This is a genomic window from Deltaproteobacteria bacterium RIFCSPHIGHO2_02_FULL_44_16 (assembly GCA_001798185.1).
Taxonomy (GTDB): Bacteria; UBA10199; UBA10199; order 2-02-FULL-44-16; family 2-02-FULL-44-16; genus 2-02-FULL-44-16.
The window spans coordinates 1-24,049 of the sequence record MGRM01000014.1 but is presented as its reverse complement, the minus strand read 5'-3'; the positions used below and the strand labels follow the sequence as shown (position 1 = coordinate 24,049).

Sequence of the window (24,049 nt, the reverse complement as noted above, 5' to 3'; positions counted from 1 at the left end):
TAAGAGTTAAATATAAACGCCGGTCACTACATCTTGCTCACGGTCAACTGGATCTTGCCATGTTCTTGTATATCCCCAGTTATCTTGACCATCGCTTGGAACAGCGCAGCTCTTTGCAACAACGGGAGCATAGGGCTCAAGAATTGGGCCGTAGTCATGAGCAACTACTGGAGCATCATTGTTCAAGATAGGACCTGTGTCCCATGCAAGAGGAGCATTGTCACGGCTGATAGGAGCAATGTAAACACCAAGGAGTACTGCGAAGGCGATAGCAAACAAAAACTTTTTCTTCATACTGTCGTCGTGCTGTTGCGGTTCGTTTTGGTGATCCATATTTCTTGCCATAACACCTCCTTGGGTTAGTGTTTGATTTTCAATTTTTCTATACCTCTCATAAGCTGAAATCAAGCGGAAAATGGCAAGAAAGCTATCTCAAAACTTCTGCGGTCATTGCGAGGAGCATGAGCGACGAAGCAATCTCGATTGTCATTCCCGCGAAGGCGGGAATCTAGCTCTGGATCCCCGACAAAAACATTCGGGGATGACAAAAAGGAGATCGCCACACCCTTTGGGCTCGCGATGACACATTGAAATAATACTTGATAAACTACCTATAACCTCTTGAAAAAAAATCGAGAATTATATTTGATGCAGCGTGGAAAAGAATGGGGACAGTAATGGAACCAGTTCGCTCACGAAGATACCCAAAAAGCAGCGCTGGAAAGAAGATGGCAAAATGCCACCACTGAACCACCACAATCGAATGAGCAAGTGCAAAGAGAGCGGCGGTTAAAATCCAACTCCACCCAAGATTCACCCCTAAAATCCTCCAACGAGATTTAAAGATCTCGTTGAAGGTTGTCTGCATATATCCCCGAAAGAAAAATTCTTCCGGAAGCGCAACTAAAAGAACCTGAAAAAAGAGAATGTTGAGCATATTGGGATATGGGGGAAACGAAAATCCTTTCAGGTGAAACACGATTTCATACCAAAAATGAGCAGCGATCAAAAATGGAGGGAAGACAATAAAGAGGCTTATGAGAAAAATTTTGAGCGAACGGGTGTAAGCTTTCCACCCTTCATCAAAAAACGTAATCTTTCTTCCTTTTCGCCACATGAGAAGAACCGGGACATAGAGAAGAAGAAGCGCCACGATGATCGAAAGATATTCATTGATCCAGGGGACAGAACGAAAAGCATAAAGAAGATGCGAAGTAACCGTTAAAAAAATGGTCACACTGATGACTTCAAGAAATAATTTCATACAGGGAACCGTTTCTTCAAGTATTTCCACAAAAAGATCCCCACCCCAAATGAAATCACCATCACAATCTGACCGGTCGAAATCATTCCATCGAAATAAACTCCTCGATCAGCATCACCACGCAAAAATTCGATCAAAAACCTTGTGATTCCATAATAGATGAGAAATGTGGTCAAAACCTGACCCTGAAAACGCCGATATCGATAGGTAAGATGCAGCACGATAAACATGACAACAGCATTCAGCATAAAATAGACTTGCGTCGCATGAAGTGCTTCACCGGAATGCAGCTTCCCTGCAGCAGAAGAGGGGTCGGTAAAAATCAAATGAAGAAAAAAATCGGTCGGCTTTCCATAACAGCAACCGGCCAAAAGACATCCAAGTCTGACAAAAAAAATAATAATTGGAACCGAAAGAGTAATGTGATCGAAATGTTTCAGAACAGGAAACTTTCGGACATGCAAATAAAGAATCCAGGTAAGAGCCGAAAAAACGAACGCTCCAAGTGAAACAAACCCACCCTGCCAAAAATAAAATACACGAATCGGATCTTCGAAGTAATATTTTGGATTCTCGATAAGAATATGAAAAATTCTCGCACCTAAAACACCTGCAATAATTCCAATGATGCCAAAATCGAGCATGATGACTGGATCGCCATCATGATGTTTTGCAAACCATGAAGCATAAAACGCAGCGGCAAGTGAGCCGATCATGGTCATAAAAAAGAAAGAAGGAATATAAATGTCAGCGTAATGAAAGATAAATGGTTTCATTCAAAAGACCTCATAAAAAAGTTGGGGCATCGCTTCTCGCCTCATGAAAGTGTGAACATGGTCGTCGGGCAGTACTTCGTCAAGCTCTGTCGCGTAGCTCCGTATGTCACATTGTGGCATCAGCAGCTTTTTTGGTGCCGCCTCTCCCATAATCGAATAGGTTCTATGAGGCTGTGAATCGACACCTCAACTTTTTTGCCGATCATGACTCCCTTTTGTTTTGAGCGTTGACACAATTAACAACATCATCGCCACCGTAATTGCGCTATCAGCTACATTAAATGCCGGCCATTCAAGATAGACGCCTCGAATTATTTTCTCTTGAAAATGAAAGGAGAGAAAATCGACGACATCGCCGTAACGAAGTCGATCGAGAATATTTCCAAAAATTCCACCCAAAATCAGTGAAAGCGTTATAGGCATCAACTTTTCCTCTCCCTTGAGCGATCGAAAATAAAAGAACAAAACAATGACCGCAACGACAGCAATACCATAAAAAAAGAAAGGACGAATGTGATCAGGAAGTTCAGAAAGCATACCAAACGCAGCGCCTCGATTGCGAAAATGAACGAGATCAAAATAGCCTGGAATGATCGGAATACGGGAACTATAGGGTATCTCTTTGACTACAAGCCATTTGGTCAGTTGATCCAAAAAAAGGACAATCGGCGTTATCAAAAAAAGAAACTTATATTTGCGGGATAGTGTCATCAGCTTTGACTTCTCGCCTTCTATTTGTAAAGAATCGAAAAAGTCTCTCGGAGGCGTTGTCTCACTACGGCGGCTCGATTCAATCGCCATCTTGCCGCCTGCTCTTTGGCACTGCGAGGATGATGGCTGCTGTCCGCAGTGCCTGCAGACGCCGCTCGACAAACGCCTCCTGCGGCCTTTTTCGACATATCAATAAATAACGAAGAGATAATCTCATGACATTTGAAAAAGTACAACCGCAGATTGATTTTCCAAAGCAAGAGGAAGAAATTCTCGCGTTTTGGAAAAAGCAGAATATTTTTCAAAAAAGTATTGAGCAACGCGCCAAAGAAAAATCCTTCAGCTTTTACGACGGCCCTCCCTTTGCCACAGGTCTCCCCCACTATGGACATCTGCTCGCAAGTGTTTTGAAAGACATTATCCCTCGTTATTGGACGATGAAAGGATATCGTATTGAACGCCGCTTTGGCTGGGATTGTCACGGGCTCCCCGTCGAACATGAAATCGATAAAGACCTCGGCATTCGCGGTCGCGCGGATGTGGAAGCTATGGGAATCAAAAAATATAACGAAGCATGTCGAAGTATTGTGCTTCGTTATACCGCTGAATGGGAACGGACCATCAGTCGTATCGGTCGATGGGTCGATTTCAAAAATGACTATAAAACCATGGATCGTCACTTTATGGAATCGGTCTGGTGGGGATTCAAACAGCTTTGGGAGAAAAAACTCATCTACGAAGGATTTCGTGTCATGCCCTATTCAACGGCAGTTGCCACGCCACTTTCCAACTTTGAAGCAGGTCTCAACTATAAAGATGTTCAGGATCCGGCGATCACGGTCATGTTTGCGCTTGATGGAGAACCCAATACTTTTTTTCTTGTCTGGACGACAACACCGTGGACGCTTCCCAGCAACCTCGCACTCGCGGTCAACCCTGAACTTGAGTATGTCAAAGTAAAACATCAGAAGACAGGCGTTAGCCTGATTCTTGGAGCCAAAGCTTTTCATGCTCTTTTCAAAAAAGATGCTGACGTTGAAATCGTCAACACTTTTCTTGGAAAAGAACTCGTCGGAAAAACATATGAACCTCTCTTCTCTTATTTTGCATCGCGAAAAAATGTCGGTGCCTTTCGGGTTCTCGCTGGTGAATTTGTTACGGAAGAAGAGGGAACGAGTATTGTCCATATTGCGCCTGCATTTGGCGAAGATGATTTTCAACTGGCAAAGAAACATGGCATTGAAATTGTTCTTCCAGTTGATGACGACGGAAAATTTACTGATGAAGTGAAAGACTTTTCGGGAAAGCATGTCAAAGAAGCAGATAAAGAAATTATTGCGTGGTTAAAACATCACGGAAAACTTTTTCGCCACGACACCATCACTCACAGTTATCCTTTCTGTTGGCGTTCAGACACTCCGCTTATTTATCGGGCTGTCTCTTCGTGGTTTCTGAAGGTTGAGGCCATCAAAGAGCGACTCATTCAAAATAACCAAAAAACCCACTGGGTTCCGGAAAATTTACGCGATGGTCGTTTTGGAAATTGGCTCGAAAACGCGCGTGATTGGAATATTTCCCGCAATCGCTATTGGGGGAATCCTCTCCCGGTCTGGCGCAATGATGAGACGGGCGAAATGATCTGTATTGGGAGTATCGCCGAACTTGAAAAATTAAGTGGAAAAAAAGTCACTGACCTTCATCGAGAATCGCTTGATGACATTGAAATTCCTAACACAGAAAACCGTGGAGTTCTTAAGCGAATACCGCAGGTATTTGACTGTTGGTTTGAATCCGGTGCCATGCCCTTCGCACAATATCATTATCCATTTGAACATAAGGAAACATTTGAAAAAACCTTTCCTGCAGATTTTATCGCTGAAGGGCTCGATCAAACGCGTGGTTGGTTTTATACGCTCTCAGTCTTAGGAACTGCGCTTTTTGATACCGCTCCTTTTCAACATGTTGTCGTCAACGGACTCGTCCTTGCTGAAGATGGGAAAAAAATGAGCAAGCGCCTGAAAAATTATCCCGACCCGGAAACAGTGATCAACGCTTACGGAGCTGATGCTCTTCGTCTGTATTTAATCAACTCGCCTGCGGTCCGAGCTGAAGAGTTGCGATTTTCGGAAGCTGGCGTGAAAGAAATTGTTCGTCGAGTGTTACTGAAGTGGTGGAACGCGTATACCTTCTTCATCAGTTACGCGACCATCGATCAGTGGAAACCTGGAACCACCCAGAAAAGCGCGTCAGCACTGTTGGATCAATGGATTCTCTCTCGTTTGCAAACACTTCTCAACCACGTTGAAGTCGAGATGAAAGAATATCATCTTTATAGTGTGGTTCCGCAGCTTCTCGATTTCATCGAAAACCTCACAAACATTTATATTCGCCTCAATCGAAAACGTTTTTGGTCCGAAGGAACATCGGAAGATAAAGAACAGGCGTATCAAACCCTTTATACGGTTTTATTGAGCATGACGAAAACTATGGCACCCTTTGCTCCGTTTTTATCCGAAACAATGTTTCAAAATTTACGCACGAATCCCTCGGAGGAAAGCGTTCACCTTCAAGATTACCCGGTTGCTGACAAAAGTCTCATTATTCCAAATCTTGAGCGCTCCGTAGCACTGATGGCCCGCATTCTCGTAATGGGACGAAACTTGCGCGAACAGAAAAATATTAAAATTAAAATACCTTTAAAACAGCTCTCACTTATTCATCGTGACAAAAAAATCTTAGAAGATTTAAAACCTCTTGAAAGTTATCTCAAAGAAGAACTCAACGTTCGTCATCTTCTCTTTGTCACCGATGAAGCAAGCTATGTTGAGCTGACCGCAAAAGCGAATGGCGCAACTCTTGGACCGCGACTGGGAAAGAAATTTGGCGCAGTCAGTAAAGCCATTCAACAACTCTCCACTCACGATATTGCTTCATTAGAAAAAGGAGAGCTACTCATCGTCGAAAGCGAAAGCCTTTCGCGAGAAGATGTAACGATTTATCGAAATGCAAAACCGGGGCATGAGAATTTGATTTCAGATGCGTTCATTACCATCGAACTCGACACGACCGTTGAAAAAGATCAAATGCTCGACGGCCTGGCACGAGAAGTGGTGAACCGTATTCAGCGATTACGTAAAAAAGCAGATCTCAAACTCGATGATCGCATCGTTGTTGAATATGCAGCAGAAGAAGAACTGTTGGAAGCGATCACAAAAAATCTCGACTACATTCAAGACCAAACCTTAGCGATCAAATGCAAACAGACATCTCATCCACAAGGAAATGCGATCGAAGAATGTGAGATTGATGAAATGAAACTGACGATTGCGTTAAAAACACATCCTCATTAATCGTTCTCAATCCCAAGATTTGTAATCGTCGGTTCTTGCTTGCGAAGCACATCGGAGATGTCCTCGAGAATGCGGCGCTCTTCGATTCCAGAGGATCGAAGATTGATCGCAAGCGACTTCATGCGACTGGCCACGCGGACGCGCGTGTAATCGCCTTCGGTGAACGTATGAATTTCAAGTTGATAATAGCCACCGTTCGGACTCAAATCTTTACGCCCGAAAATACGAATATAATGAGAATCCGACGTGGTTGGTTTCCACGTCGTAAGCAAAACACCTTCCGTCTTTTTTTCTTCTGCTACCGCATACTTTCTTTTTTGAAGAATGTCGGGAAGAATTTTGGTGATATCCGCTACAGCAGCATCAAAATTCTGCGCTAAATATTGAACTCGAGGAAGCACTTTCGCTTCCGCCATCGGTTTTGAACAGGAAGAGAAAAACATCGAAGTTACAATAAGCACTAAGTTTGTCATTCTGAACGAAGTGAAGAATCTCGTTGAGATCTTCACGGGGTTGAGAATTCTTTTCTTCATGCAGCCTTCTTTCTCCATTGCCAGAGATACATTGAGAGTCCCGCTAAAAACATCACGATACCAATGCCCTGCGATGTGGAAAGCCAAGGATCAATAATAAAACCTCGCTCAATGTCGCCACGAAAAAACTCAATCGTCGAACGGACAACAGCGTAGAGCATTAAATAGGTGGCCATGAGTTGACCATTAAATTTTTTACGCCGCCGTAGAAAAAATAAAATCACAAAGACGAGAAGCTCTGCTGCAGATTCCATCAATTGCGTTGGATAGAGAGGAATTCCTGCTGGTGCAAATGATCTTCCCGTCTCGGGAAAAACGAGAGCATACCAGGGATTTCCTTGAACCACTTTCCCATAACAGCATCCGGCCATCAAACATCCAAGACGCCCGATGGCGTGTCCAAGTGGAATGGCAGGAGCGAAGACATCGAAGTAAATAAGCCAAGGAAGTCGATATTTGCGAACATACCAGATGGAAACGAGCAGTGCGCCAATGAGACCACCATAGAAAACAAGACCCCCTTCCCACACTTTAAAAAGAAGAAGCGGATTTTCAAGAACACGATCGAGATCAGAGACCAAAATATGAAGCACACGCGAACCGACGAGAGCTGCAATGATAATATAAAAAAGAAGATCCATCGCCCTTTCAGGGCTGATGCCAACACGCATGGCTTCTCGCTTTACCCAAAAACTTCCAACGAGAAATCCGGTAGCCACAAGGACACCATACGAGAAAACAGGAATGCCGCCAAAAAAAGGAATTTCAAACAAGACCGGATGCATTGGATTTGTATATGAAATGAAGAAAGAAAAGTAAACCCTTCCGCTCACCCTGAGCCTGTCGAAGGGTGAAGCATTTTCAGAAAATATCTACTTCGTGCGAATTAAAACACCGAAGTTCCCACCATCATGAGTTCCTTTGAGTGTAATTTCAGAAGGAGCCTCGCTCACTTGATAATATTTTGCAGCGGAAGCTTTAATATTCGTCGCATTGAATCCATCGTATTCAGACATATAAACACCTTCGAGCACCGTCCCTCGTCCATCATCCGGTTCGCAAATGAGACAGACTCCCTGCCATGTTTGTGTTTCTGCGTTCAAGGTCCGTGCCTTATAGGTATAACGACTATCAGCCGTCACCCCGCGATTGGTCATCGCGACTGCCACTGTCCAACGTCCAAAAAATTCAGAAAATTGATTAAAATCATCTGGGCCATCAAATGCTTCTTGCACCGCTTCCACTCCACTTAACTCCGACCGAACCATATTGCGTAAAAATTCATTTGGGTTTTCCGATTGTTCATACAGGAAGCGCAAGAAAAGATAGGAAGCGCCTCGCTCCAAAAGATTCGGCGAACTTCCCGCAACGACTTTCGTGGATGAAGGACTTGAAAGTGCAAGATCATATCGAGAATAGTTTTCCATGTTCCAACCGACCACATCTTCGAATAAGTGTGACAAACCTTCATTCTTCCACGCTTCATCTGGCGATACTCCTTGGACACCCACACGTTGATAATAATTTTTGAGATGTTGAAGTTCATGAGGAAAAACAGCGGGGAGAAAATTATTCAGCGCCATCTCTTTTGACACGGCAGGGCCATAACTTCCGTTTGGATCTGGGGCTACAAGATGCACCACTTCACGATCACGGTGGCCCGCCCAGAAATATCCCGTCACAATGCCTCCAGCATGTGCGCCAAGACTATTGACCGCATAGGTAATATGAGCATGAACCACTCCATCTCCATCCACATCAGGGGATGCGCCTAAAATTTCATCTTCGATCCCTGCCGCTCGATCATACATGGCACATAATTTTTCAATATCTTGAGCACTCAAAACATCATCTGAAACTCGAGTATCCACATACACCGCAATGCGCTCACCTAAACATTCAAGTCGAGAATCAACGTCGACAAAACTGGAAACAGAACTAATGCTCGAAAGTACTTGGAAGGTATCAACCTCTCCAAGCGCGACTGATTTCGAAACTCCCTTCGAGGTCATTGAGGCTTTTGAAAAAGAGAAATCTTCTTCAGCAACGTCAAGCTCTGCTTCACGAAGCTGATTATGAAAGTTCTCGGTCACATCATTTGAATTCAACGAAGCTGATTTAAATAAAAGATTTCCTTGATCCACATTTTCTTCGTCATACGCAAGATTTGGAAGAAGACTATTGATATCATTGGTGACCTGCATTGCGGTTCCAAATCCTCCAGCATTTGCAGATCCCACAATAAGGATATATTCAGCATCTGGATCTGCCCCTTCAAAATCAATATTCATTTCGTCAGCACCTTGGAATTCGATTCCCATGAGATCTCCGACATTCATTTCAGAAGGAGATTTCACGGAATTACTGATACCGACTCCCCCTTGAATGCCGATCGCTGAACCGCCAGATCTTCCAGAACCACTGACACTTGCAGAAGGGCTTCCCGCCCCTCCGCAACCTGCGCTGAGAAGTATTATTCCCAACGAAGCCATCAGATATGTTTTCCACGTCCCCCTCATGCATGCTCCCTTTTGCGCTACTTGAGCATCAAAAGAGCAAGGAACATGCCATGTGTTTTATTTTACGTTTTCAGATAAAAATAAATAAAATCAAATATTTATATATGTGTTTTTTATTACCCAGAATAGACCCAAAGGGTCTGTTTTCACCCAAAAAAGTGGGAGAAAAATTTTTCATTTTGAGAAAAAGGAGAAAAAGGCTTCTAGAGCTAAGGTCGGTGTTCTTTCTCGCAATAAGAAATTTCAGAGAGAGAATTTAAGAAGAGGGGGATACTTCTATTCGGAAGGTCGTTCCTAGAGACTCCATGACGACTTCCAGTTCACGCATCTTTTCAAGAGGGACTTTTTCCGGAACAAACAGATCAAAGGCAAGATGAGCGCCAATAGGAATAGCCAGGGGATAAGAAAGATGATTTTTCACCCTCTTTGGAATTTGTTCCCATGCTTTAGGATCTTCTTTGGATAAATTGACGATCGTTCCAAATTTTTTCCCTGCTTTTGTTTTGAGAGACCATCGATCTTTATCAGGATTCATGAAAAGAATCTGAAAAGAATTATTCACGATAGCGACATTTAAAATGCGATAACCCGGGATGAGCTTATCGAGTTTTTTCTCATAACTGGCATCAATCGCAAAACCAAAACCTTCAATCGAAGTCCCTCCCTCTGCGCGCACTGTTTTTGGTTGTTTTTTTGCTTCAACCTGGCCTGCGGACAAAAGAAAAAAGGAAATAAAAAACCAGATCAGAATTTTTTTCATACTTCTCCTCCCATCTTCAAAAGAGGGATAGTGTCATAAAGATGACATGCAGCCAATGTTTCTCTGTTTTTGAGGAGCAATGCAGGGACATTCACTTTGCATTGATGTTCCGCATAAGGACAACGCGGATGAAAAGGGCAGCCAGACGGGGGTGAAATGGGAGATGGGACATCTCCTGCAAGCACAAGTCTCTTTTTCTTGGCTCCCGGCTCTGGAATCGGAATCGCCGATATTAATGCTTGCGTATAGGGATGACGAACCATGGACATCTGATCAGAAGGAAAAAGTTCCATCATTTTTCCTAAATACATCACCGCAATGCGATGACTCATGTGCTGCACCACCGTCAAATCATGAGAAATAAGTAGCAACGAAAGACCGAGTTTCTCTTGAAGCTCCATCAACAGATTTACAATTTGTCCTCGAATAGAAACATCAAGCGCTGAGACAGGTTCATCGGCAATGATTAATTTCGGTTTGAGTGCGAGCGCTCGCGCGATACAGACCCGTTGACGCTGACCTCCCGAAAACTCGTGAGGATATTTTTCTTTGGCGTCAGAAGAGAGACCGACCAGAGAAAGTAATTCATCAACGCGATCTAAACGCTCTTTTTTATTTCCGACTCGATGAATGATCAGCGGTTCTTCAAGAAGAGCGCTGACCTTCATTCTGGGATTGAGCGATGCATACGGATCTTGAAAGACGACCTGAATTTGCCGACGCAGAGGTCGCATCTTCGATTCTGGAAGATGCGTAATTTCCTCTCCTTCAAAAAAAATCTGTCCGCTATCGAGTTTTAAAAGACGTAACAGCAGAAGCCCAAGCGTCGATTTCCCACAACCACTCTCCCCGACAAGGCCAAGGGTCTCGCCTTTTCGTATGCGCAAAGAGACGCCATTCACCGCATGAACATGAGCAGCATGTCGCTCAAAAAATCCGCGCTTCACCGGAAAATGTTTCACGACATCTTTCAGTTCAACTAAAATGTCTGACATAAAATCCTTTTCATAAAATTTATTTCAAAAGAGATAATTAACTGCGGGTGACGCCGGAGGCTATTTCGGAAGTTATTGCGTATCAGCAAAACTTCCGGAATGCCGCAGGCGGCAGGACCCGCAGACAATAAATACTTTTGAAAATAAGCTTTATGCATAATAGCATCTCACCAGTCTTCCGACATGAGACGGATCATCAGGAACCGCACCTTTTCGACATCGCTCTTGTACTTTGGGGCAGCGATCTTGAAACGCACATCCCTCAGGCAAATGTGCGAGCGAAGGGACAGCTCCTGGAATCGTGGGAAGCTTTCCTCCTCTTTTTCCAAAAGAAGGGAGAGCTCGAAGAAGCGCCTGTGTATAGGGATGTTTTGGGTGATGAAAAATTTCTTGCACCGTCCCTTCTTCAACACATTTTCCCGCATACATCACCATCACGCGATGCGCGACTTCAGCCACAACTCCTAAGTCATGCGTAATCAGAAGCAGCGCCATTCCCAATTGTTCACGAAGCTTTGCGAGAAGTTCCAAAATTTGAGCTTGAATCGTCACATCAAGCGCTGTGGTCGGTTCATCTGCAATCAGAATGTCAGGCTTACACGAAAGCGCCATCGCAATCATGGCTCGCTGACGCATTCCACCCGAGAGTTCATGCGGAAAAGCATCAATCCGTTTCTCTGGAACGGGAATCCCCACAAGCTGTAACATTTCAAGCGTACGATCGCGAATCACCGCACGACTCCCGCCTTCATGAAGAGCGATCGCCTCTGCAATTTGATCTCCAATCGTAGAGAGTGGATTGAGCGATGTCATCGGCTCTTGAAAAATCATGGCCATTCTTTTTCCCCGCAACGAACGCATCTTTTCTTCCGGAAGTTTCATCAAATCGATCGGATTTGGTTGATGAGGAAGATGATACATAATCGCTCCTCCCACAATGCGGCCATGAGAAGAAGGGATTAACCGCAAAAGAGAGTGGGCAAAAACACTTTTTCCACAACCACTTTCGCCGACAATACCGACAGCTTCCCCTTTGGCTAAATAAAGTGAGACGCCATCGACAGCCTTGATCACCGATTTTTCGTGATAAAAATGTGTCTCGAGATGTTTCACTTCTAATAAAGACATGGAATCCTATCGATTGCGAAAACTTTCGCCAAGAAGGTTAAATGCCGTCACCGTTAAAAAAATCGCAGAGCCTGGAGCCAAAGTCAACCACCACGCAACATCCCAATACGCTTCTCCACTTGCAAGGAGCGATCCCCAACTCGGATCTTCAGGACGAACACCAAACCCCAAAAAAGAGAGTGAAGCTTCACCCAAAATAGCAGCGGCAATTCCAAAACTCGCAATGACCACAAGAGGTCGAACAATATTTGGAAGCAGATGACGAAAAAGAATACGAAAAGATCCCGCTCCAAGCGCAGAAGCTGCTTTCACAAACTCTTCTTCCCGCAAACGGAAAAATTCAGCTCGCACAAGCCGCGCAATGCCTGGCCAACTGGTCCCGCCAATCACGATCATGAGATTCAAAAGTGAAGGACCGACAAAGGAGAGAAGTGCTAAGATGAAAAAAAACGTCGGAAAACAAGAAAAAATCTCGATCAAACGGGAAATCAGAAGATCCCATATTCCTCCAAAGTAACCGGCGATTCCTCCGAGAAAAATGCCGAGAGTCAGTGCAATAGACATCGCGACAAGCCCCACCGAAAGAGAGATGCGTGTTCCCCAAATGAGCTGTGCCAGGACATCGCGACCAATGTCGTCGGTCCCGAGAAGATGAGAACGATTCGGAGGGGTCAAGATGGCGTCGCTATCGGTTGAATTGGGATGGTAAGGAATCGGAGGAGAAAGCAACGATGAAAAAGAGCGATCATTGGCTAAAAAAGGGGCTGCAAGAGCCGTGAGAGTCATCAGAAGAAGAATGATCACAGAGACTTTCACAATCCTCTCCTTTCATGCAGACGAAGACGAGGATCTAAAAATCCATAGACAATATCGGTCACAAAATAACTGATGAGCATGAGCGTTGCGGTCATCACGGTAATCCCCATGATAACGGGATAATCACGAGCTAAAACCGATTCAAAACTGAGACGGCCCATTCCGGGAATCGAAAAAATCTGTTCCACAATCACGCTTCCACTCAAAAGAGCGGGAAGAAGACTCCCAAACAACGTGACCAAGGGAAGAAGCGCATTTTTGAATGCATGTTTCACCATGACCTGAAAGGGCGAGAGCCCTTTTGCATAAGCAGTTCGGATGTATTCTTTTTTCATCACCTCGACTAAAGAAGCGCGAACAAATCGCGAAAGAAAAGCGATATTCGCCACACTTAATACGATGACCGGGAGGATGAGATGCCACAAGAGATTCCCAATACGTCCATACCAAGGGAGTCTCTCTGCTCCGTCAGAAAAAATCCCGATAAGCGGAAAAAGATTGAGATAATCTCCTCCCGCAAAAAGGACGATCAGTAAAAGCGCAAACCAAAAACTTGGAAGCGAATAGAGAAGAAATAGAAAGAGAGCGGAAACCCGATCATGAAAAGAGTTGGGTTTTAGCGCATTATAAGCGCCAAGTGGAAACGCAATCACAAAGATAACGAGAAGGGTCAGAGCATTTAAAAGAAGTGTGATCGGAAGCGCTTCGGCAATTTTTGCCATCACCGGTCGATGATCACGATAGGATTCACCAAAATCAAAGAGCACAATACGTTTGAGCCATAACAGATATTGGAGAGAGAGAGGTTTCTCCAAACCATAAAGTTTTTGTGTTTCGGTCACAACTGCTTCCGTTTGTTGTGGGTCAGCAAGAAGCTCTGTGAAAGATTGTGCTTTTAATGCAGCTGGATCTCCTGGCGCAAGCTGAAGCATGAAAAAGGTCAAACCGGTAATCCCCAAAAACGTGGGAAGAAGAAGAAAAAAACGTTTGAGCACATATTGTTTCATCATCACCATGCTTTCAGCATTGCGGTACTCTCAATTGTCCACTCTCGAGGCTTCAGCCCTAAAGGATATGCTTGAACATTTTCAAATCTCTTACTGACAGCAGCAAGCGTCGGCATCTGAAATAAAAAAAGCACGGGTTGTTCCTCATAAAGCAAACGATGCACCTTTTGATATCTTTTGGCTCTCTCGTCTTCATCAAAAAGAGTTCTTCCCTCTTCCAAGAGACGATCCACTTCTGCATGTCGAAATCCCGAAATATTGGAACCTCGATCTGCTTGTGAAGAATGCCAAAGTTGAAACGGATCGGCCTGAAGTGGAGGAATCCATGAGAGCGATAATGCATCGAAGTCACGCTTTTGCATACGAGAAAGAAGTGTCGCCCATTCTAATTGTTCGAGATGCATTCGAATGCCGACATTTTGCAGCTGCCGTTGCAGAAGCAATCCAATTTTTTTCCCAAAGTTCGAGTTATTTGGATAGAGATAGGTAAATTCAAAAACAACTCCCTCTCGATCGAGCAGTCCATCTCCATCGTGATCATCAAATCCCGCTTCGCGCAAAAGAGCTATTGCCCTTTCAGGGTTATATGGAAGAGGTTCAATCGAAGTATCGTAATCTTTGCTGAGAGGATAGGCACTTCCGGTCACTATCTTCCCTAAGCCACCAAGTTGTTTCTCGATAATGGAAGAACGATCGAGAAGCATGGTCATCGCTTGCCTCACACGTTTATCCGCAAAAAGAGGCCGCCTCATATTCCATGCAATAAAAGAAAAATTAGGAGGGAAATAGTGATACTTACGAAAACGCTCTTGAAAAGAATGACTCGAGCTCTGCTTTTCCCATTGCATCGGAGAGAGTTCAAAAAGATCGAGTCCTCCCTTTTTCAAGAATTGAAATGCAACGGTGCCATTGGGAATAATATTAAAAACGATTCCTTTGATTTGTGGTTTATGATCCCAATATTCCTCGTGACGCACAAGACGCAGTGATCGTCCTTTCTCCCACGACACAAAACGATAAGGCCCTGTTCCTATGGGACTACGCCCAATTTCATGTGCATTAAAATTTTCGCCAGCTTTAAAAACATGCTTCGGAAGAACAGGAAGTGCTCCTGCCGTAAAAAAAGCGCCAAAATAGGGACGTTTATAATGAAACTGAATAGTATAGTCGTTAATCTTCTCCAACTTTTCGACATCGAGATATTGCTGACGAAGGCGTGGAGCATCCACTGCGGGATCGAGAATACGCTCAAATGTAAATATCACATCGTCTGCCGTAAAAGGAAATCCGTCGTGCCAACGAATATTCTCACGGAGAAAAAAGGTAATCGTTTTGCCGTCTGCTGAAATTTCCCAATGCGTCGCAAGTTTTGGAGTAAACGTAAGCGTTTTTGCATCCACGTCGATCAAACGTTCATAGATATTGCCTAAAACTTGAGCACCATAATGATCCGAATACGTGAGAAGATTGAGCGTTGCAGGCTCTGCGGCAAGATGCATCACCAATTCACGAGCATCCCGCTCCAGTCGATAGGTGCAACTTGTTAATAACAGAAACAGCAGCGTGAAAAAAATTTTAGAAGTCATTTTAAAATCCACATAGTCCGGGTGTCGCCGACGCTGGATCCCAGGGGCGCCCCGCGCCAGCGGGGAGGTGGAACGGCGGAGGTGACAGGACCCGCAACAACGAAATGTTTTAAAATGACTTCTCATCTTCATTGAACTTCACCTCACGATAACGAAGAGACAACTCTCTCTCTTGGAGTTTGATCACAACACGATAAGGGAAAAAAGTTTTCCCATGCAATCGATAGTCAGAAAAATGAACTTCATAAAGAGTCTTTGTGCCTGATTCATCTCCACGACGATACGAAAGCACTCTCCCCTTTTGATCAATTCGAAACGTGAAAGGTCTCTGCTGAAAATGAAAGAGAGAACGATTTTCTTCAAGAAAAATATCTGAAGTTAAAAAAGGGAGCGTTCCCGCAAGCGCTGCCACGAACTCTTCGGTTTCCCATTCAAAAGAAAAAAATTTCGCCAGATGTCGCTCTGTTGTTTTTCCGCGTCTTTTCCCACGATCTGTCAGCACCTCAAAAAAAAATTTCTTCCCGTCGGTTCGGATTTTCGCCCACACATCCGCAAGAGCATCAAAAGCTTCTGCTGTAAGATCGTGAGGAAGTTGAAGATGAAGAGCGACATCAGAAGTGCGAGTACCATGTGAATCGCGCCATGTCATTTCAGCCAAACCTCGAACGACACTTCGAGTTGATTGTTCCGCCAGAAATCTTTGATGAAGCATGCGAGAAAAAACGGTCTCATGTGCAGAGAAAAGACGAAGCGATGCCGAAGGAGGTTGTTTTCCCTGACAAGCGAACAAGAAAGAAACAATCGTTATGGCAAAACAAAACTTCGTTTTCACGATGGATTCTTTTTCCCCTCAATCTCTTGAAGACGACGTTGGATCTCCTCAATTTCTTTTTTATCTGGTTGTGTTTTTTTATTCCACGCTTCGAGAGCTCGTTTGAAATAACGCTTGGCAAGAGCACGTTCGTTGAGCGCTGAATAGACCTCTCCGAGATGATAAAAAATAGTCGGCTCAGAAGAGGCCATTTTTTCGGCTTTCTTGAGGAGTTTCAAGGCCTTGTCATATTCTCGACGTCGAAAATGCACCCAACCGAGACTATCTATTATATAGGCGTCTCCGGGACGAGAGGTCAGGGCACGTTCAATCATTTCCTTGGCTTCATCCAGGCGAACCCCTTCTTCAGCATAGGAATAGCCGATATAATTTAAAGCCGTAGCGTTTTGAGGATCTATTTTGAGAACTTTCTCCATTGCCTGTAACGCGCGCTTGCGATCTTGTTTCTTTTCATACAGCAAACCTTGCATCATTAAAAAACGCTCTTCGCGTGGAAAAACTTTGATCCCTTGATTTAAAATTTCAATGGCAGTTCCAATCTCACCTTGTTCTTCATACAGTGATGCCAGGAATTCATAAAATTCGAGAATATTCTTATTTTTCTTTAACGCCTCTTCAAGCGTTTTTATCGCACGCGCCATTTCGTCACGAGAACGCAAGATAGAGGCCACATGAAGAATCGCATCTCGATAAGAAGCAACATGTGGAGGTATTTTTTCAAATTCTTCGATCGCTTTTTCAAATTCTTCAATGCTCTCATAAAGAACACCTAAATAATAACGAACTTTTTCTGCTTCTGGATTTTGTTCCGTGATTTTCTGAAAACGTTCAATCGCTTTGGGATATTGTCCGAGTTCATAATAAATCAAAGCAATACGGAGAGCGATCGACACGTCATCGGGAACTTTTCGTTCAATTTCTAAAAAATAAGGGAGAGCCTTTTGAAGTTTCTTCTGATCGATAGAGATTTGCGCAAGCGCACCCAGCGCAGAAAGATTTTCCGGATCGATGTCGAGAGTTGCTTCATACATCTGAATTGCTTTGGGAACATGATGAAGATAATTCTGATACAGCGAACCTAAAAAAAGATAGGCAGCAACAGCATCGGGATTCACTTCAAGAAGGCGTCCCATCACGGAAACAGCATTCGTAAATTCTTTCAACTGGAGATATTGTTTGGCTAAAAGCGTATAAACCGGTTCTCGTTCCGGATCAACGCGTAATACTTTTTCAAAAAGCGCGGCTGCTTCTTGATATTTTTCCTGTTCCGCGAGAAGGCGAGCCAAAAAAATCTGTATTTCAATATCTTTTGGACTGAGTTCGAATGCTTTTTGACATGACACCACAGCTTGATCGAGTTCGCCGAGCAAAACTTGAACGCGTGCTTTTTGAAAATGGAAAAAAGAACTTTCCGGATGCTCTTCCACGAGTTGAGTGAGTGTTTTCAGCGCTTCCGCCGAACGACCTTCAAGTCCTTCGAGACTCGCTTCCATAAATCGGAATAAAAGATCGTCATGTTTTATCTTTTTTTGGGGAGCAGTGATGGCAACATCCACTTTTTTCTTTGATGCACAGCTCGGCAAAATAAAAAGAAGAGAAAAGAAAGAGAGAAAGAAAAAACGACGATTCAAAAAACCTCCAAAAAATGAAAAGGTGAGGAATTTAACTGAGGGAGGCATATCATTTGAAGGAAAAAACAGCAACTGATGATCGGAAAAGAACTAAAAATTCTCGGTTGCCGTGCGTTCCGGTAATGGGAGAAGGCGTCATTCCCACCGTTTCCCATCCAACCTTTTCACCAGCGTTGATAACTTTTTGTATTGCTTTCTCATGAGCCTTGGGATCGAGCACAATTCCCCCCTCTTCTATGGTCTCAGCCGCTCCTTCAAACTGAGGTTTCACTAACACCAGAAGCAAGGTTTTCGTATTCGCCCATCGATGCATGAGCTTGAGAAGCGCTGCTGTTGAGGTAAATGAAAGATCGACCACCATCAGATCAATGGCTTCACGGAGCTGCTCTTTTTTCAGATCGCGAATATGGGTTCGGTCGAACACCACCACACGCTCATCTCGGCGCAGCTTCATATCGAGCTGGCCATATCCGACATCAAGAGCATAAACTTTTTTTGCACCATGCTGCAGTAAACAATCGGTAAATCCTCCTGTGGAAGCTCCCACATCGAGAGCTATTTTTCCTTCTACCTCAATGTGAAAATGATTGAGAGCATGCGCCAATTTGATTCCGCCACGACTGACGTAAGGAATTTTTTCATGTCGGAGACGAATGACTGCGTGCGATAAGACGTACTTCCCAGGCGAGGTGACAGGGACATCATCCACAAGCACATCGCCTGTCATTAAAAGAGCGGACGCTTCTTTTTCGTTTGAGGCAAAACCGAGTTTTACTAAAAGCTGATCCAACCGTTCTTTGCTCATGATCACAGATCTTTTAAAATTTCTTTTCGTTTCTCGTCATATTCTTTTTGAGAAATGAATTTATCTTTTCGAAGTTGCTCTATTTGCTCCAAGCGTTGTTTGGTATTGAACGTCTTATCAGTGCTTGCTTTTTCAGCTCTTGGTGTTTTGGTTGTCTTTTCATCTGCGTTGTCTTCTTCAGCAAAGGATGCATTGGAGGAGAAGTCGTGGTTTAAGTCCAAAATAACTTCTTTCTCGTCGTTTTGGGAGAGACGCTGTCCAGGTTGAATCTGAAGAGCGATACGAAGGCCCTTTGCTTTTGCGGCTGCACGCACTTCATTCCCTCGTTTATCCGTATCCCCTGAAACTTTCGCAAATAACTTCTTAAACTGAAGATGGAGTTCATTTCCATGAACCCACACCGAAGCGATCGTTAAACGATCATTGCGAAGAATCACAATGGGATCTTTATCGAGATAAGAGAAGACAACCTCTTCTGTTGTCTTCGCTTGTCGAAATGCTTTGGGAAGATGAAGGCTAAGAAAATTGACTGCTTCATCGCTAAAGAGTTTTCGATCAAAAGTATTACTTTTTTTCCAGAAACTTTCTCGAGAAAATTTTAACGAGGCGAGCGCTTTTCGAATTTTTTCTTCATCAACTTCCACAGGATGACTCACACCGCGAGTTTCTGCTTCCCGCAACGAGATTTCACCTAGTTTTACGTAATCAAATCTCTGATTGGTCACAATGTATGTCGTCTTTTTGGCAAATGCAGGTGTGCTCAATAAAAAAAAGAGAGTACTAAGAGCAAAAATATTATTTTTTTTCATCATTATCTCCTTCGAAAAAGTCTCTCGGAGGCGCCCTCTCACTACGGCAAAAATCCTCACACGCCGGATTTTTGCCATGCGCTTCAGCCTGCTGGGTATTGAGGCTTCGTTGCCAGCGTCTGAAGACGCCGCTCGAGGGTCGCCTCCTACGGCCTTTTTCGTAAAAATAACACAAACATTCTTTCTCATTTTGTGATGTTGCTTTAGCAGGCTCGATCTTTCAGGTCAAATCATGTATAAAACGAACATGCGTGTCATTGCCGGAACAGCGAAAGGCCATAAGCTCGTCGCTCCAAAAACAGATGCGACTCGGCCCGCGCTTGATCGTGTGAAAGAATCGATTTTCGATATTCTTTTTGATGTCACCGACTCAAAAGTGCTCGATCTTTTTGCGGGTTCCGGGTCAATTGGCATTGAAGCTCTTTCTCGTGGTTCTGTGCATTGTGTTTTTGTGGAACACGGAAAACTTGCGGTTGCTTCGATTCATAAAAATCTTCATCGTTGTCATTTGACTGAAAAAGCAACCGTCCTTGCCATGAAGGTCAATGCTGCCGTGAAAAAGCTTGAACACAATAAAGGTTTTTTAGGAAAACTTTTTCACAAAAACGAATTTGATCTTATTTTTGTCGATCCTCCGTATGAGCAAAACCTTGTGAATCCAACACTTGAACTTCTTGGCACCACATCGCTTCTTCATGACAAAACGCTGATGATTGTAGAGCATCATCCAAAAGAACCTCTCAAAGAACTCGCAGCGCTCGTCTTGACGGATGAACGTCGCTATGGTCAAACGCATGTCAGTTTTTTAAAGAGAAAATCTTAAATAGACTTCTTGCATAACCTCAATAGAATCAAGCCTATAAAGTTTTTGTTTTCAAAGAGATACACTTGGATGTCATCGCGAGCGAAGCGTGGCGATCTCCCGAGTAAACAGAGGAGATTGCCACGCCCTTCGGGCTCGCAATGACAACGAGTGTCACCCAGGGTTACGCAAGAGGTCTAATGAGTCCTAAAAGACTTTCCATAATCTAATATTTCACTAGCTCAATCAGGCCAAATTTTTCGACAAGCTGAAAATAGCGATCAAATGTAATGAGAGGAACATGATATCGGTGTGCGATAAAAGCGATAGAAGCATCTGTATACTTTCCTTTAAATCCTTTTTTTCGGAGCTCCCAAGCAAAGACATCAAACTGAAAAAGTTCATCGCTTTGAATCCTGTAACAGGTAAGTGGGGAGAGAAGCTCTTGAAGATCCTGAAAACGTTTTTTATCTTGAGCTCCGACCAAAATTTCATGACGAATCAGATCGGTAATGACTCCTTTTTGAGCTGTGAGTGTCTCGGTGAAATGAGCAAGAAATGTTGTACTCAAGGAACCGCGAAAGAAATCGATCCAGACTGAAGTATCGATGAGTACTTTATCCACGATAGGCTCGAAGTGTCTTCTTCGTCCATCTGAGCGGGCGCTTCCCATATTGCTGCACAAGCTTCTGAAGTTGTTTGTTCTTCAGATATTCATCAAGCGCAAGAATAATGGCTTCTCGTTTTGAGCGCGCGCCTGAATACTCCACTACCTGCATCAGTTTCTCTTCAGGAAGATCATAATTTGCTTTGGCCATAATAGCCCCCTTTATAATGTACAAAGATATTATTTTTTATGTACACTGTCAAAGAAAAATTGTGTGTGGATTTCAAAACTGCCAACCGGCTGAGGTTGTGATGTACCAATCATCTTCGCCACTCAGAAGTTGTCGCCTATATTCGACGCCGAACTTCCCTCGCCACGAATCTTTAAAAATCTCAAACAGATCCAAACCTCCACCGAGAGTAAGATCAACTGACGGATCCTCTCTTCTCAAAAGTATGGTTGGACTGAAAGAGAGCTTTGCGGAGAGAATTGAAACGTCAAAACCTCGATACGTGAACGGAGAAGCAAATGAAAATTCCCTGTTTATCCACCAGAAAAGATAGGGAGAGTTTAGAGACACACCGCCGAAGATGATGTGGCTCGACGCAACTTGATCCTCTTCTTTCTTTTTTTCGTAGCGGAGAAAAAGAGCAGTGCTCATCCCTAAAGTTTTTTCAAGTGGTGTGGAGAGCCTGGTGCTGATCGAAATCCCCGGAACATGAAGATCCCTAAGGCGCATATGAATACCGAGGTCCAATTCAGGATTCGTATTGAGGCGTTCATGCATACGCGCATCAACATATTCTTTGCACTGTCCATGAAATTCCTCCCACGGCATTCCAAGCGCTTCTCTGATAATTGTATGAATATTATCTTTTTCGATGATCCCTGCGATAACTCGTTCCAACCCCTCTTTCCCCCACTTCTTCTCAATAAAACGGAAAACGTATTCGGCTTGCTCATATTTAAAAACACTGTTGTCTATAAAAAGACTTTCGGGATCTAAATCATCAAAAGCTCCACTATAGAAGAAAAGACGGGGGTCATAAAATGAGGGATACGACTTTTTTTCAAAAAAACTCGGCAATCCCTCATCGTACCAAGTTGAACCTTTTAAAGCATGAATGTTTCCTCGAGAGTATTGTGCATATCTCAGAAGATGATGAGTAACTTCATGTTTCAGATATCCCCTTATTTCGTTTTCTGTGTTCCATAACAGTATTTCTGGGACCAAGTAGATTGTGTTCAGGAGATATCTTTTTGTGGACTTCGATCGTCCCTCTCCTTCCTCTTTGCTTTTGCCCCAATAAACAACACATGCCGCGGCCGCGGGCGGGCATTCTTCACTTCCTATTTCCACTCTTTCTAAACTTCTCGCCATATCGCGCTGATCAAAATCGGTGAGACCAAGTTCTTCCACCATCTCAGCAATCACTTTGGGAAGAAGTCTCGAGACCATTGCCCCCCAAGCTTCGAGCGAGGAAGAGAACCTTTCCCCGTCAGGGAGAGAGGGTATGAAAACTCGAGACCGATAGAGGTCTTCCACATCCATTACCTTTTCGATCCCTATTTCGTCGTAAGCTTTACTCCCTCTTAAAAGTACCCTCCCAAAATTCACATCGAGCAGGCGATCGATATCTCCTTCATCGAGGATGAAGTGATTGTCATCAGGTTTCTGCTCTACAATTTCAGCGAACCATTCGAGATCAAAATGAGCGCTCGAGTAATACGTTGCTCCACGATATTCGATATGAATGCCCGATTCAGGTATGCGAGGTGCCATATAGGTTGATTATCGTCTAAAAGAGAGAAAAGTTACTTGTGTCAATCTTCTGAAGAAAAAATCTTGAAGTTTTACACTCAAAATTCAAAAAAACGATTTTGTAGTGTAAACTCTTGACAACATCACACCAATTGTTACACTACATTTTGTAAAAACAACTGATTGTAGTGTAAAACTTATGAACATTCTTATATCAACCCTAAAAGAAGAGCTTAAAACTGCTTTGCGGCTTGAGAAGAGATATCTGAAGGACCTACAAAAGCTTCCTAAAGGCTGTTTTATTGTCAGAAAAAAGAATGACAATCGTTATGGTTATATCACGCGTCGCAATGGAGAAAAAATTGTTCAAGAATATCTCGGAAAAATGGATGATAAAAAAATTGAACACTACCAACAACTCATGATGCAGCGTAAAAATTATCAAAAGAAATTGAAAAGTATACGGCAACAACTCTCGATTTTAAGGAAAGCATTACGTGGAAAAACAACACAAGCTCGTCATTGAAATCCTTCGATGTCTTTCAAAAATTGGCATTCTCGATCAAACCCTTATTATTGGAAGTTGGGCCGCAGCATTCTATAAAGATTTTTTCAAAAATGCGGAATACCTTGCTGTGATCAAAACACGTGATATTGATTTTTTAGTCCCCAATAGAGTCCGCTTTTCTCATGACGTCGATCTTGAAGCTCTTCTTGCTGATCTCGGTTTTGAAATTTCATTTCATCGCGATGGTTCGATGAAACTCGAAAGCGATGAACTTATCCTCGAATTTCTCATTCCAGAAATAGGTCCGCCAAAGACAAAAGCCTATCCTCTGCCCCAACTCAAATTTAGCGCGCAACCTCTTCGTCATTTGGCGATGCTTTGGCGACAACCGATCACCATTGAACTTGCAGGCATTCCGCTCAAACTTCCCCATCCTGCAGACTATTGTTTACATAAATTGATCATTTTCGAACAACGAAAAACAAAAGAGAAAAAAGAAAAGGATCAAACATCGGCGCTTATGGTTTTAGATGCACTTGTTGAACAAAAGATAGAAACAACTCTGCAAGAAGCTTTTAGAAATCTTACAAAAAAAGAAAAACAAAGTGTCATGAATGCATTAAAAAAATTGGGAAGAGAAAATATAAATTTAAAATATGAGAAATAATAAAGAATGGAGAAACAAAAATGTACACATGTATTACGGCAGAAGGGATAAATTCACTCGGACTTATTTTGGATATTTTAGGAGCCCTTCTTCTTATGGGCACCTCTAAAAACTTCCTTGAGTGGCATTGATTATCTTGGATAAAATGTGGTGGTGATGTAGAAGGAAGACATGAGCCACT

General features: G+C 43.3%; 25 protein-coding genes. 5 read left to right on the top strand and 20 right to left on the bottom strand.

Annotated features, from left to right (window positions below; all coding sequences use genetic code 11):
* Positions 1 to 6: 6 nt before the first annotated feature.
* The 4 genes from A3C46_06760 to A3C46_06745 form a co-directional block, all read right to left on the bottom strand.
* Positions 7 to 345, bottom strand: coding sequence for a hypothetical protein (locus A3C46_06760; protein ID OGQ22250.1), 339 nt, complete (start codon positions 343 to 345; stop codon positions 7 to 9).
* Between the two features lie 262 nt (positions 346 to 607).
* On the bottom strand, positions 608 to 1,264 hold the full coding sequence (locus tag A3C46_06755; protein OGQ22249.1) for a hypothetical protein: 657 nt from the start codon (positions 1,262 to 1,264) through the stop codon (positions 608 to 610).
* A complete protein-coding gene (locus A3C46_06750) occupies positions 1,261 to 2,040 on the bottom strand; it encodes a hypothetical protein (protein ID OGQ22248.1) in 780 nt (259 codons plus the stop codon). Before A3C46_06750 ends, A3C46_06755 begins: the two co-directional genes overlap by 4 nt.
* A 186-nt stretch (positions 2,041 to 2,226) precedes the next feature.
* On the bottom strand, positions 2,227 to 2,751 hold the full coding sequence (locus tag A3C46_06745) for a signal peptidase II (GenBank protein OGQ22303.1): 525 nt from the start codon (positions 2,749 to 2,751) through the stop codon (positions 2,227 to 2,229).
* Between the two features lie 215 nt (positions 2,752 to 2,966).
* Between A3C46_06745 and A3C46_06740 the strand changes: the two genes are divergently transcribed.
* Positions 2,967 to 6,101 (top strand): isoleucine--tRNA ligase, encoded by a 3,135-nt coding sequence (locus A3C46_06740; GenBank protein OGQ22247.1) that lies wholly within the window; start codon positions 2,967 to 2,969, stop codon positions 6,099 to 6,101.
* Here A3C46_06740 and A3C46_06735 read toward each other — a convergent pair.
* The 3 genes from A3C46_06735 to A3C46_06725 all read right to left on the bottom strand — a co-directional run bounded on the left by A3C46_06735 (position 6,098) and on the right by A3C46_06725 (position 9,153).
* On the bottom strand, positions 6,098 to 6,634 hold the full coding sequence (locus A3C46_06735; protein ID OGQ22246.1) for a hypothetical protein: 537 nt from the start codon (positions 6,632 to 6,634) through the stop codon (positions 6,098 to 6,100). The two genes, A3C46_06740 and A3C46_06735, sit on opposite strands and share 4 nt — an antisense overlap.
* Complete coding sequence (locus tag A3C46_06730) at positions 6,631 to 7,419, bottom strand: prolipoprotein diacylglyceryl transferase (protein ID OGQ22245.1); 789 nt, start codon at positions 7,417 to 7,419, stop codon at positions 6,631 to 6,633. The genes A3C46_06735 and A3C46_06730 overlap by 4 nt, the downstream gene beginning before the upstream one ends.
* Before the next feature lie 87 nt (positions 7,420 to 7,506).
* Complete coding sequence (locus tag A3C46_06725; GenBank protein ID OGQ22244.1) at positions 7,507 to 9,153, bottom strand: hypothetical protein; 1,647 nt, start codon at positions 9,151 to 9,153, stop codon at positions 7,507 to 7,509.
* A gap of 2 nt (positions 9,154 to 9,155) precedes the next feature.
* Between A3C46_06725 and A3C46_06720 the strand changes: the two genes are divergently transcribed.
* Entirely contained in the window at positions 9,156 to 9,413 is a 258-nt protein-coding gene (locus A3C46_06720) for a hypothetical protein (protein ID OGQ22243.1), read from the top strand.
* On the opposite strand, the gene A3C46_06715 is transcribed toward A3C46_06720, so the two are convergent.
* From A3C46_06715 to A3C46_06670, 10 genes are all read right to left on the bottom strand, one after another.
* Entirely contained in the window at positions 9,410 to 9,913 is a 504-nt protein-coding gene (locus tag A3C46_06715) for a hypothetical protein (protein OGQ22242.1), read from the bottom strand. The genes A3C46_06720 and A3C46_06715 overlap by 4 nt on opposite strands.
* On the bottom strand, positions 9,910 to 10,908 hold the full coding sequence (locus A3C46_06710; protein ID OGQ22241.1) for a hypothetical protein: 999 nt from the start codon (positions 10,906 to 10,908) through the stop codon (positions 9,910 to 9,912). The genes A3C46_06715 and A3C46_06710 overlap by 4 nt, the downstream gene beginning before the upstream one ends.
* Positions 10,909 to 11,058: 150 nt before the next feature.
* Positions 11,059 to 12,036: a peptide ABC transporter ATP-binding protein gene (locus A3C46_06705; GenBank protein OGQ22240.1), complete on the bottom strand. Its 978-nt coding sequence runs from the start codon at positions 12,034 to 12,036 to the stop codon at positions 11,059 to 11,061.
* Between the two features lie 6 nt (positions 12,037 to 12,042).
* Positions 12,043 to 12,822: a peptide ABC transporter permease gene (locus A3C46_06700; GenBank protein ID OGQ22301.1), complete on the bottom strand. Its 780-nt coding sequence runs from the start codon at positions 12,820 to 12,822 to the stop codon at positions 12,043 to 12,045.
* Positions 12,823 to 12,848: 26 nt separating this feature from the next.
* Complete coding sequence (locus tag A3C46_06695; GenBank protein ID OGQ22302.1) at positions 12,849 to 13,859, bottom strand: diguanylate cyclase; 1,011 nt, start codon at positions 13,857 to 13,859, stop codon at positions 12,849 to 12,851.
* A 2-nt stretch (positions 13,860 to 13,861) separates the two neighbouring features.
* A complete protein-coding gene (locus A3C46_06690) occupies positions 13,862 to 15,445 on the bottom strand; it encodes a hypothetical protein (GenBank protein OGQ22239.1) in 1,584 nt (527 codons plus the stop codon).
* 109 nt (positions 15,446 to 15,554) lie between these two features.
* Positions 15,555 to 16,277 (bottom strand): hypothetical protein, encoded by a 723-nt coding sequence (locus tag A3C46_06685; protein OGQ22238.1) that lies wholly within the window; start codon positions 16,275 to 16,277, stop codon positions 15,555 to 15,557.
* Positions 16,274 to 17,956 (bottom strand): hypothetical protein, encoded by a 1,683-nt coding sequence (locus A3C46_06680; protein OGQ22237.1) that lies wholly within the window; start codon positions 17,954 to 17,956, stop codon positions 16,274 to 16,276. The genes A3C46_06685 and A3C46_06680 overlap by 4 nt, the downstream gene beginning before the upstream one ends.
* 1 nt (position 17,957) lies before the next feature.
* Entirely contained in the window at positions 17,958 to 18,713 is a 756-nt protein-coding gene (locus A3C46_06675; protein OGQ22236.1) for a hypothetical protein, read from the bottom strand.
* A 2-nt stretch (positions 18,714 to 18,715) separates the two neighbouring features.
* Positions 18,716 to 19,522, bottom strand: coding sequence for a hypothetical protein (locus A3C46_06670; GenBank protein OGQ22235.1), 807 nt, complete (start codon positions 19,520 to 19,522; stop codon positions 18,716 to 18,718).
* 247 nt (positions 19,523 to 19,769) lie between these two features.
* On the opposite strand from A3C46_06670, the gene A3C46_06665 reads away from it, so the two are divergent.
* Positions 19,770 to 20,345 (top strand): 16S rRNA (guanine(966)-N(2))-methyltransferase RsmD, encoded by a 576-nt coding sequence (locus tag A3C46_06665; protein ID OGQ22300.1) that lies wholly within the window; start codon positions 19,770 to 19,772, stop codon positions 20,343 to 20,345.
* Between the two features lie 205 nt (positions 20,346 to 20,550).
* Here A3C46_06665 and A3C46_06660 read toward each other — a convergent pair whose 3' ends face one another.
* The 3 genes from A3C46_06660 to A3C46_06650 all read right to left on the bottom strand — a co-directional run bounded on the left by A3C46_06660 (position 20,551) and on the right by A3C46_06650 (position 22,714).
* Complete coding sequence (locus A3C46_06660) at positions 20,551 to 20,949, bottom strand: hypothetical protein (GenBank protein OGQ22234.1); 399 nt, start codon at positions 20,947 to 20,949, stop codon at positions 20,551 to 20,553.
* Positions 20,942 to 21,142 (bottom strand): hypothetical protein, encoded by a 201-nt coding sequence (locus A3C46_06655; GenBank protein ID OGQ22233.1) that lies wholly within the window; start codon positions 21,140 to 21,142, stop codon positions 20,942 to 20,944. Before A3C46_06655 ends, A3C46_06660 begins: the two co-directional genes overlap by 8 nt.
* A 72-nt stretch (positions 21,143 to 21,214) precedes the next feature.
* Positions 21,215 to 22,714 carry a hypothetical protein gene (locus tag A3C46_06650; GenBank protein OGQ22232.1) on the bottom strand — a complete coding sequence of 500 codons (1,500 nt, stop codon included), beginning with the start codon at positions 22,712 to 22,714 and terminating at the stop codon, positions 21,215 to 21,217.
* A gap of 178 nt (positions 22,715 to 22,892) precedes the next feature.
* On the opposite strand from A3C46_06650, the gene A3C46_06645 reads away from it, so the two are divergent.
* Both A3C46_06645 and A3C46_06640 read left to right on the top strand, forming a co-directional pair.
* The gene (locus A3C46_06645; GenBank protein OGQ22231.1) at positions 22,893 to 23,219 is read left to right on the top strand and encodes a hypothetical protein; all 327 of its coding nucleotides are present in this window, start codon (positions 22,893 to 22,895) and stop codon (positions 23,217 to 23,219) included.
* Positions 23,191 to 23,868 (top strand): hypothetical protein, encoded by a 678-nt coding sequence (locus A3C46_06640; GenBank protein OGQ22230.1) that lies wholly within the window; start codon positions 23,191 to 23,193, stop codon positions 23,866 to 23,868. Before A3C46_06645 ends, A3C46_06640 begins: the two co-directional genes overlap by 29 nt.
* Positions 23,869 to 24,049 lie beyond the last annotated feature (181 nt).

Bases quoted from the DNA above. Each gene is read 5' to 3' on its own strand.
- A3C46_06760 (OGQ22250.1), bottom strand. From the start codon at position 345: ATGGCAAGAAATATGGATCACCAAAACGAACCGCAACAGCACGACGAC.
- A3C46_06755 (OGQ22249.1), bottom strand. From the start codon at position 1,264: ATGAAATTATTTCTTGAAGTCATCAGTGTGACCATTTTTTTAACGGTT.
- A3C46_06750 (OGQ22248.1), bottom strand. From the start codon at position 2,040: ATGAAACCATTTATCTTTCATTACGCTGACATTTATATTCCTTCTTTC.
- A3C46_06745 (OGQ22303.1), bottom strand. From the start codon at position 2,751: ATGACACTATCCCGCAAATATAAGTTTCTTTTTTTGATAACGCCGATT.
- A3C46_06740 (OGQ22247.1), top strand. From the start codon at position 2,967: ATGACATTTGAAAAAGTACAACCGCAGATTGATTTTCCAAAGCAAGAG.
- A3C46_06735 (OGQ22246.1), bottom strand. From the start codon at position 6,634: ATGAAGAAAAGAATTCTCAACCCCGTGAAGATCTCAACGAGATTCTTC.
- A3C46_06730 (OGQ22245.1), bottom strand. From the start codon at position 7,419: ATGCATCCGGTCTTGTTTGAAATTCCTTTTTTTGGCGGCATTCCTGTT.
- A3C46_06725 (OGQ22244.1), bottom strand. From the start codon at position 9,153: ATGAGGGGGACGTGGAAAACATATCTGATGGCTTCGTTGGGAATAATA.
- A3C46_06720 (OGQ22243.1), top strand. From the start codon at position 9,156: ATGCTCCCTTTTGCGCTACTTGAGCATCAAAAGAGCAAGGAACATGCC.
- A3C46_06715 (OGQ22242.1), bottom strand. From the start codon at position 9,913: ATGAAAAAAATTCTGATCTGGTTTTTTATTTCCTTTTTTCTTTTGTCC.
- A3C46_06710 (OGQ22241.1), bottom strand. From the start codon at position 10,908: ATGTCAGACATTTTAGTTGAACTGAAAGATGTCGTGAAACATTTTCCG.
- A3C46_06705 (OGQ22240.1), bottom strand. From the start codon at position 12,036: ATGTCTTTATTAGAAGTGAAACATCTCGAGACACATTTTTATCACGAA.
- A3C46_06700 (OGQ22301.1), bottom strand. From the start codon at position 12,822: ATGACTCTCACGGCTCTTGCAGCCCCTTTTTTAGCCAATGATCGCTCT.
- A3C46_06695 (OGQ22302.1), bottom strand. From the start codon at position 13,859: ATGAAACAATATGTGCTCAAACGTTTTTTTCTTCTTCTTCCCACGTTT.
- A3C46_06690 (OGQ22239.1), bottom strand. From the start codon at position 15,445: ATGACTTCTAAAATTTTTTTCACGCTGCTGTTTCTGTTATTAACAAGT.
- A3C46_06680 (OGQ22237.1), bottom strand. From the start codon at position 17,956: ATGCCTCCCTCAGTTAAATTCCTCACCTTTTCATTTTTTGGAGGTTTT.
- A3C46_06675 (OGQ22236.1), bottom strand. From the start codon at position 18,713: ATGAGCAAAGAACGGTTGGATCAGCTTTTAGTAAAACTCGGTTTTGCC.
- A3C46_06670 (OGQ22235.1), bottom strand. From the start codon at position 19,522: ATGAAAAAAAATAATATTTTTGCTCTTAGTACTCTCTTTTTTTTATTG.
- A3C46_06665 (OGQ22300.1), top strand. From the start codon at position 19,770: ATGCGTGTCATTGCCGGAACAGCGAAAGGCCATAAGCTCGTCGCTCCA.
- A3C46_06655 (OGQ22233.1), bottom strand. From the start codon at position 21,142: ATGGCCAAAGCAAATTATGATCTTCCTGAAGAGAAACTGATGCAGGTA.
- A3C46_06650 (OGQ22232.1), bottom strand. From the start codon at position 22,714: ATGGCACCTCGCATACCTGAATCGGGCATTCATATCGAATATCGTGGA.
- A3C46_06645 (OGQ22231.1), top strand. From the start codon at position 22,893: ATGAACATTCTTATATCAACCCTAAAAGAAGAGCTTAAAACTGCTTTG.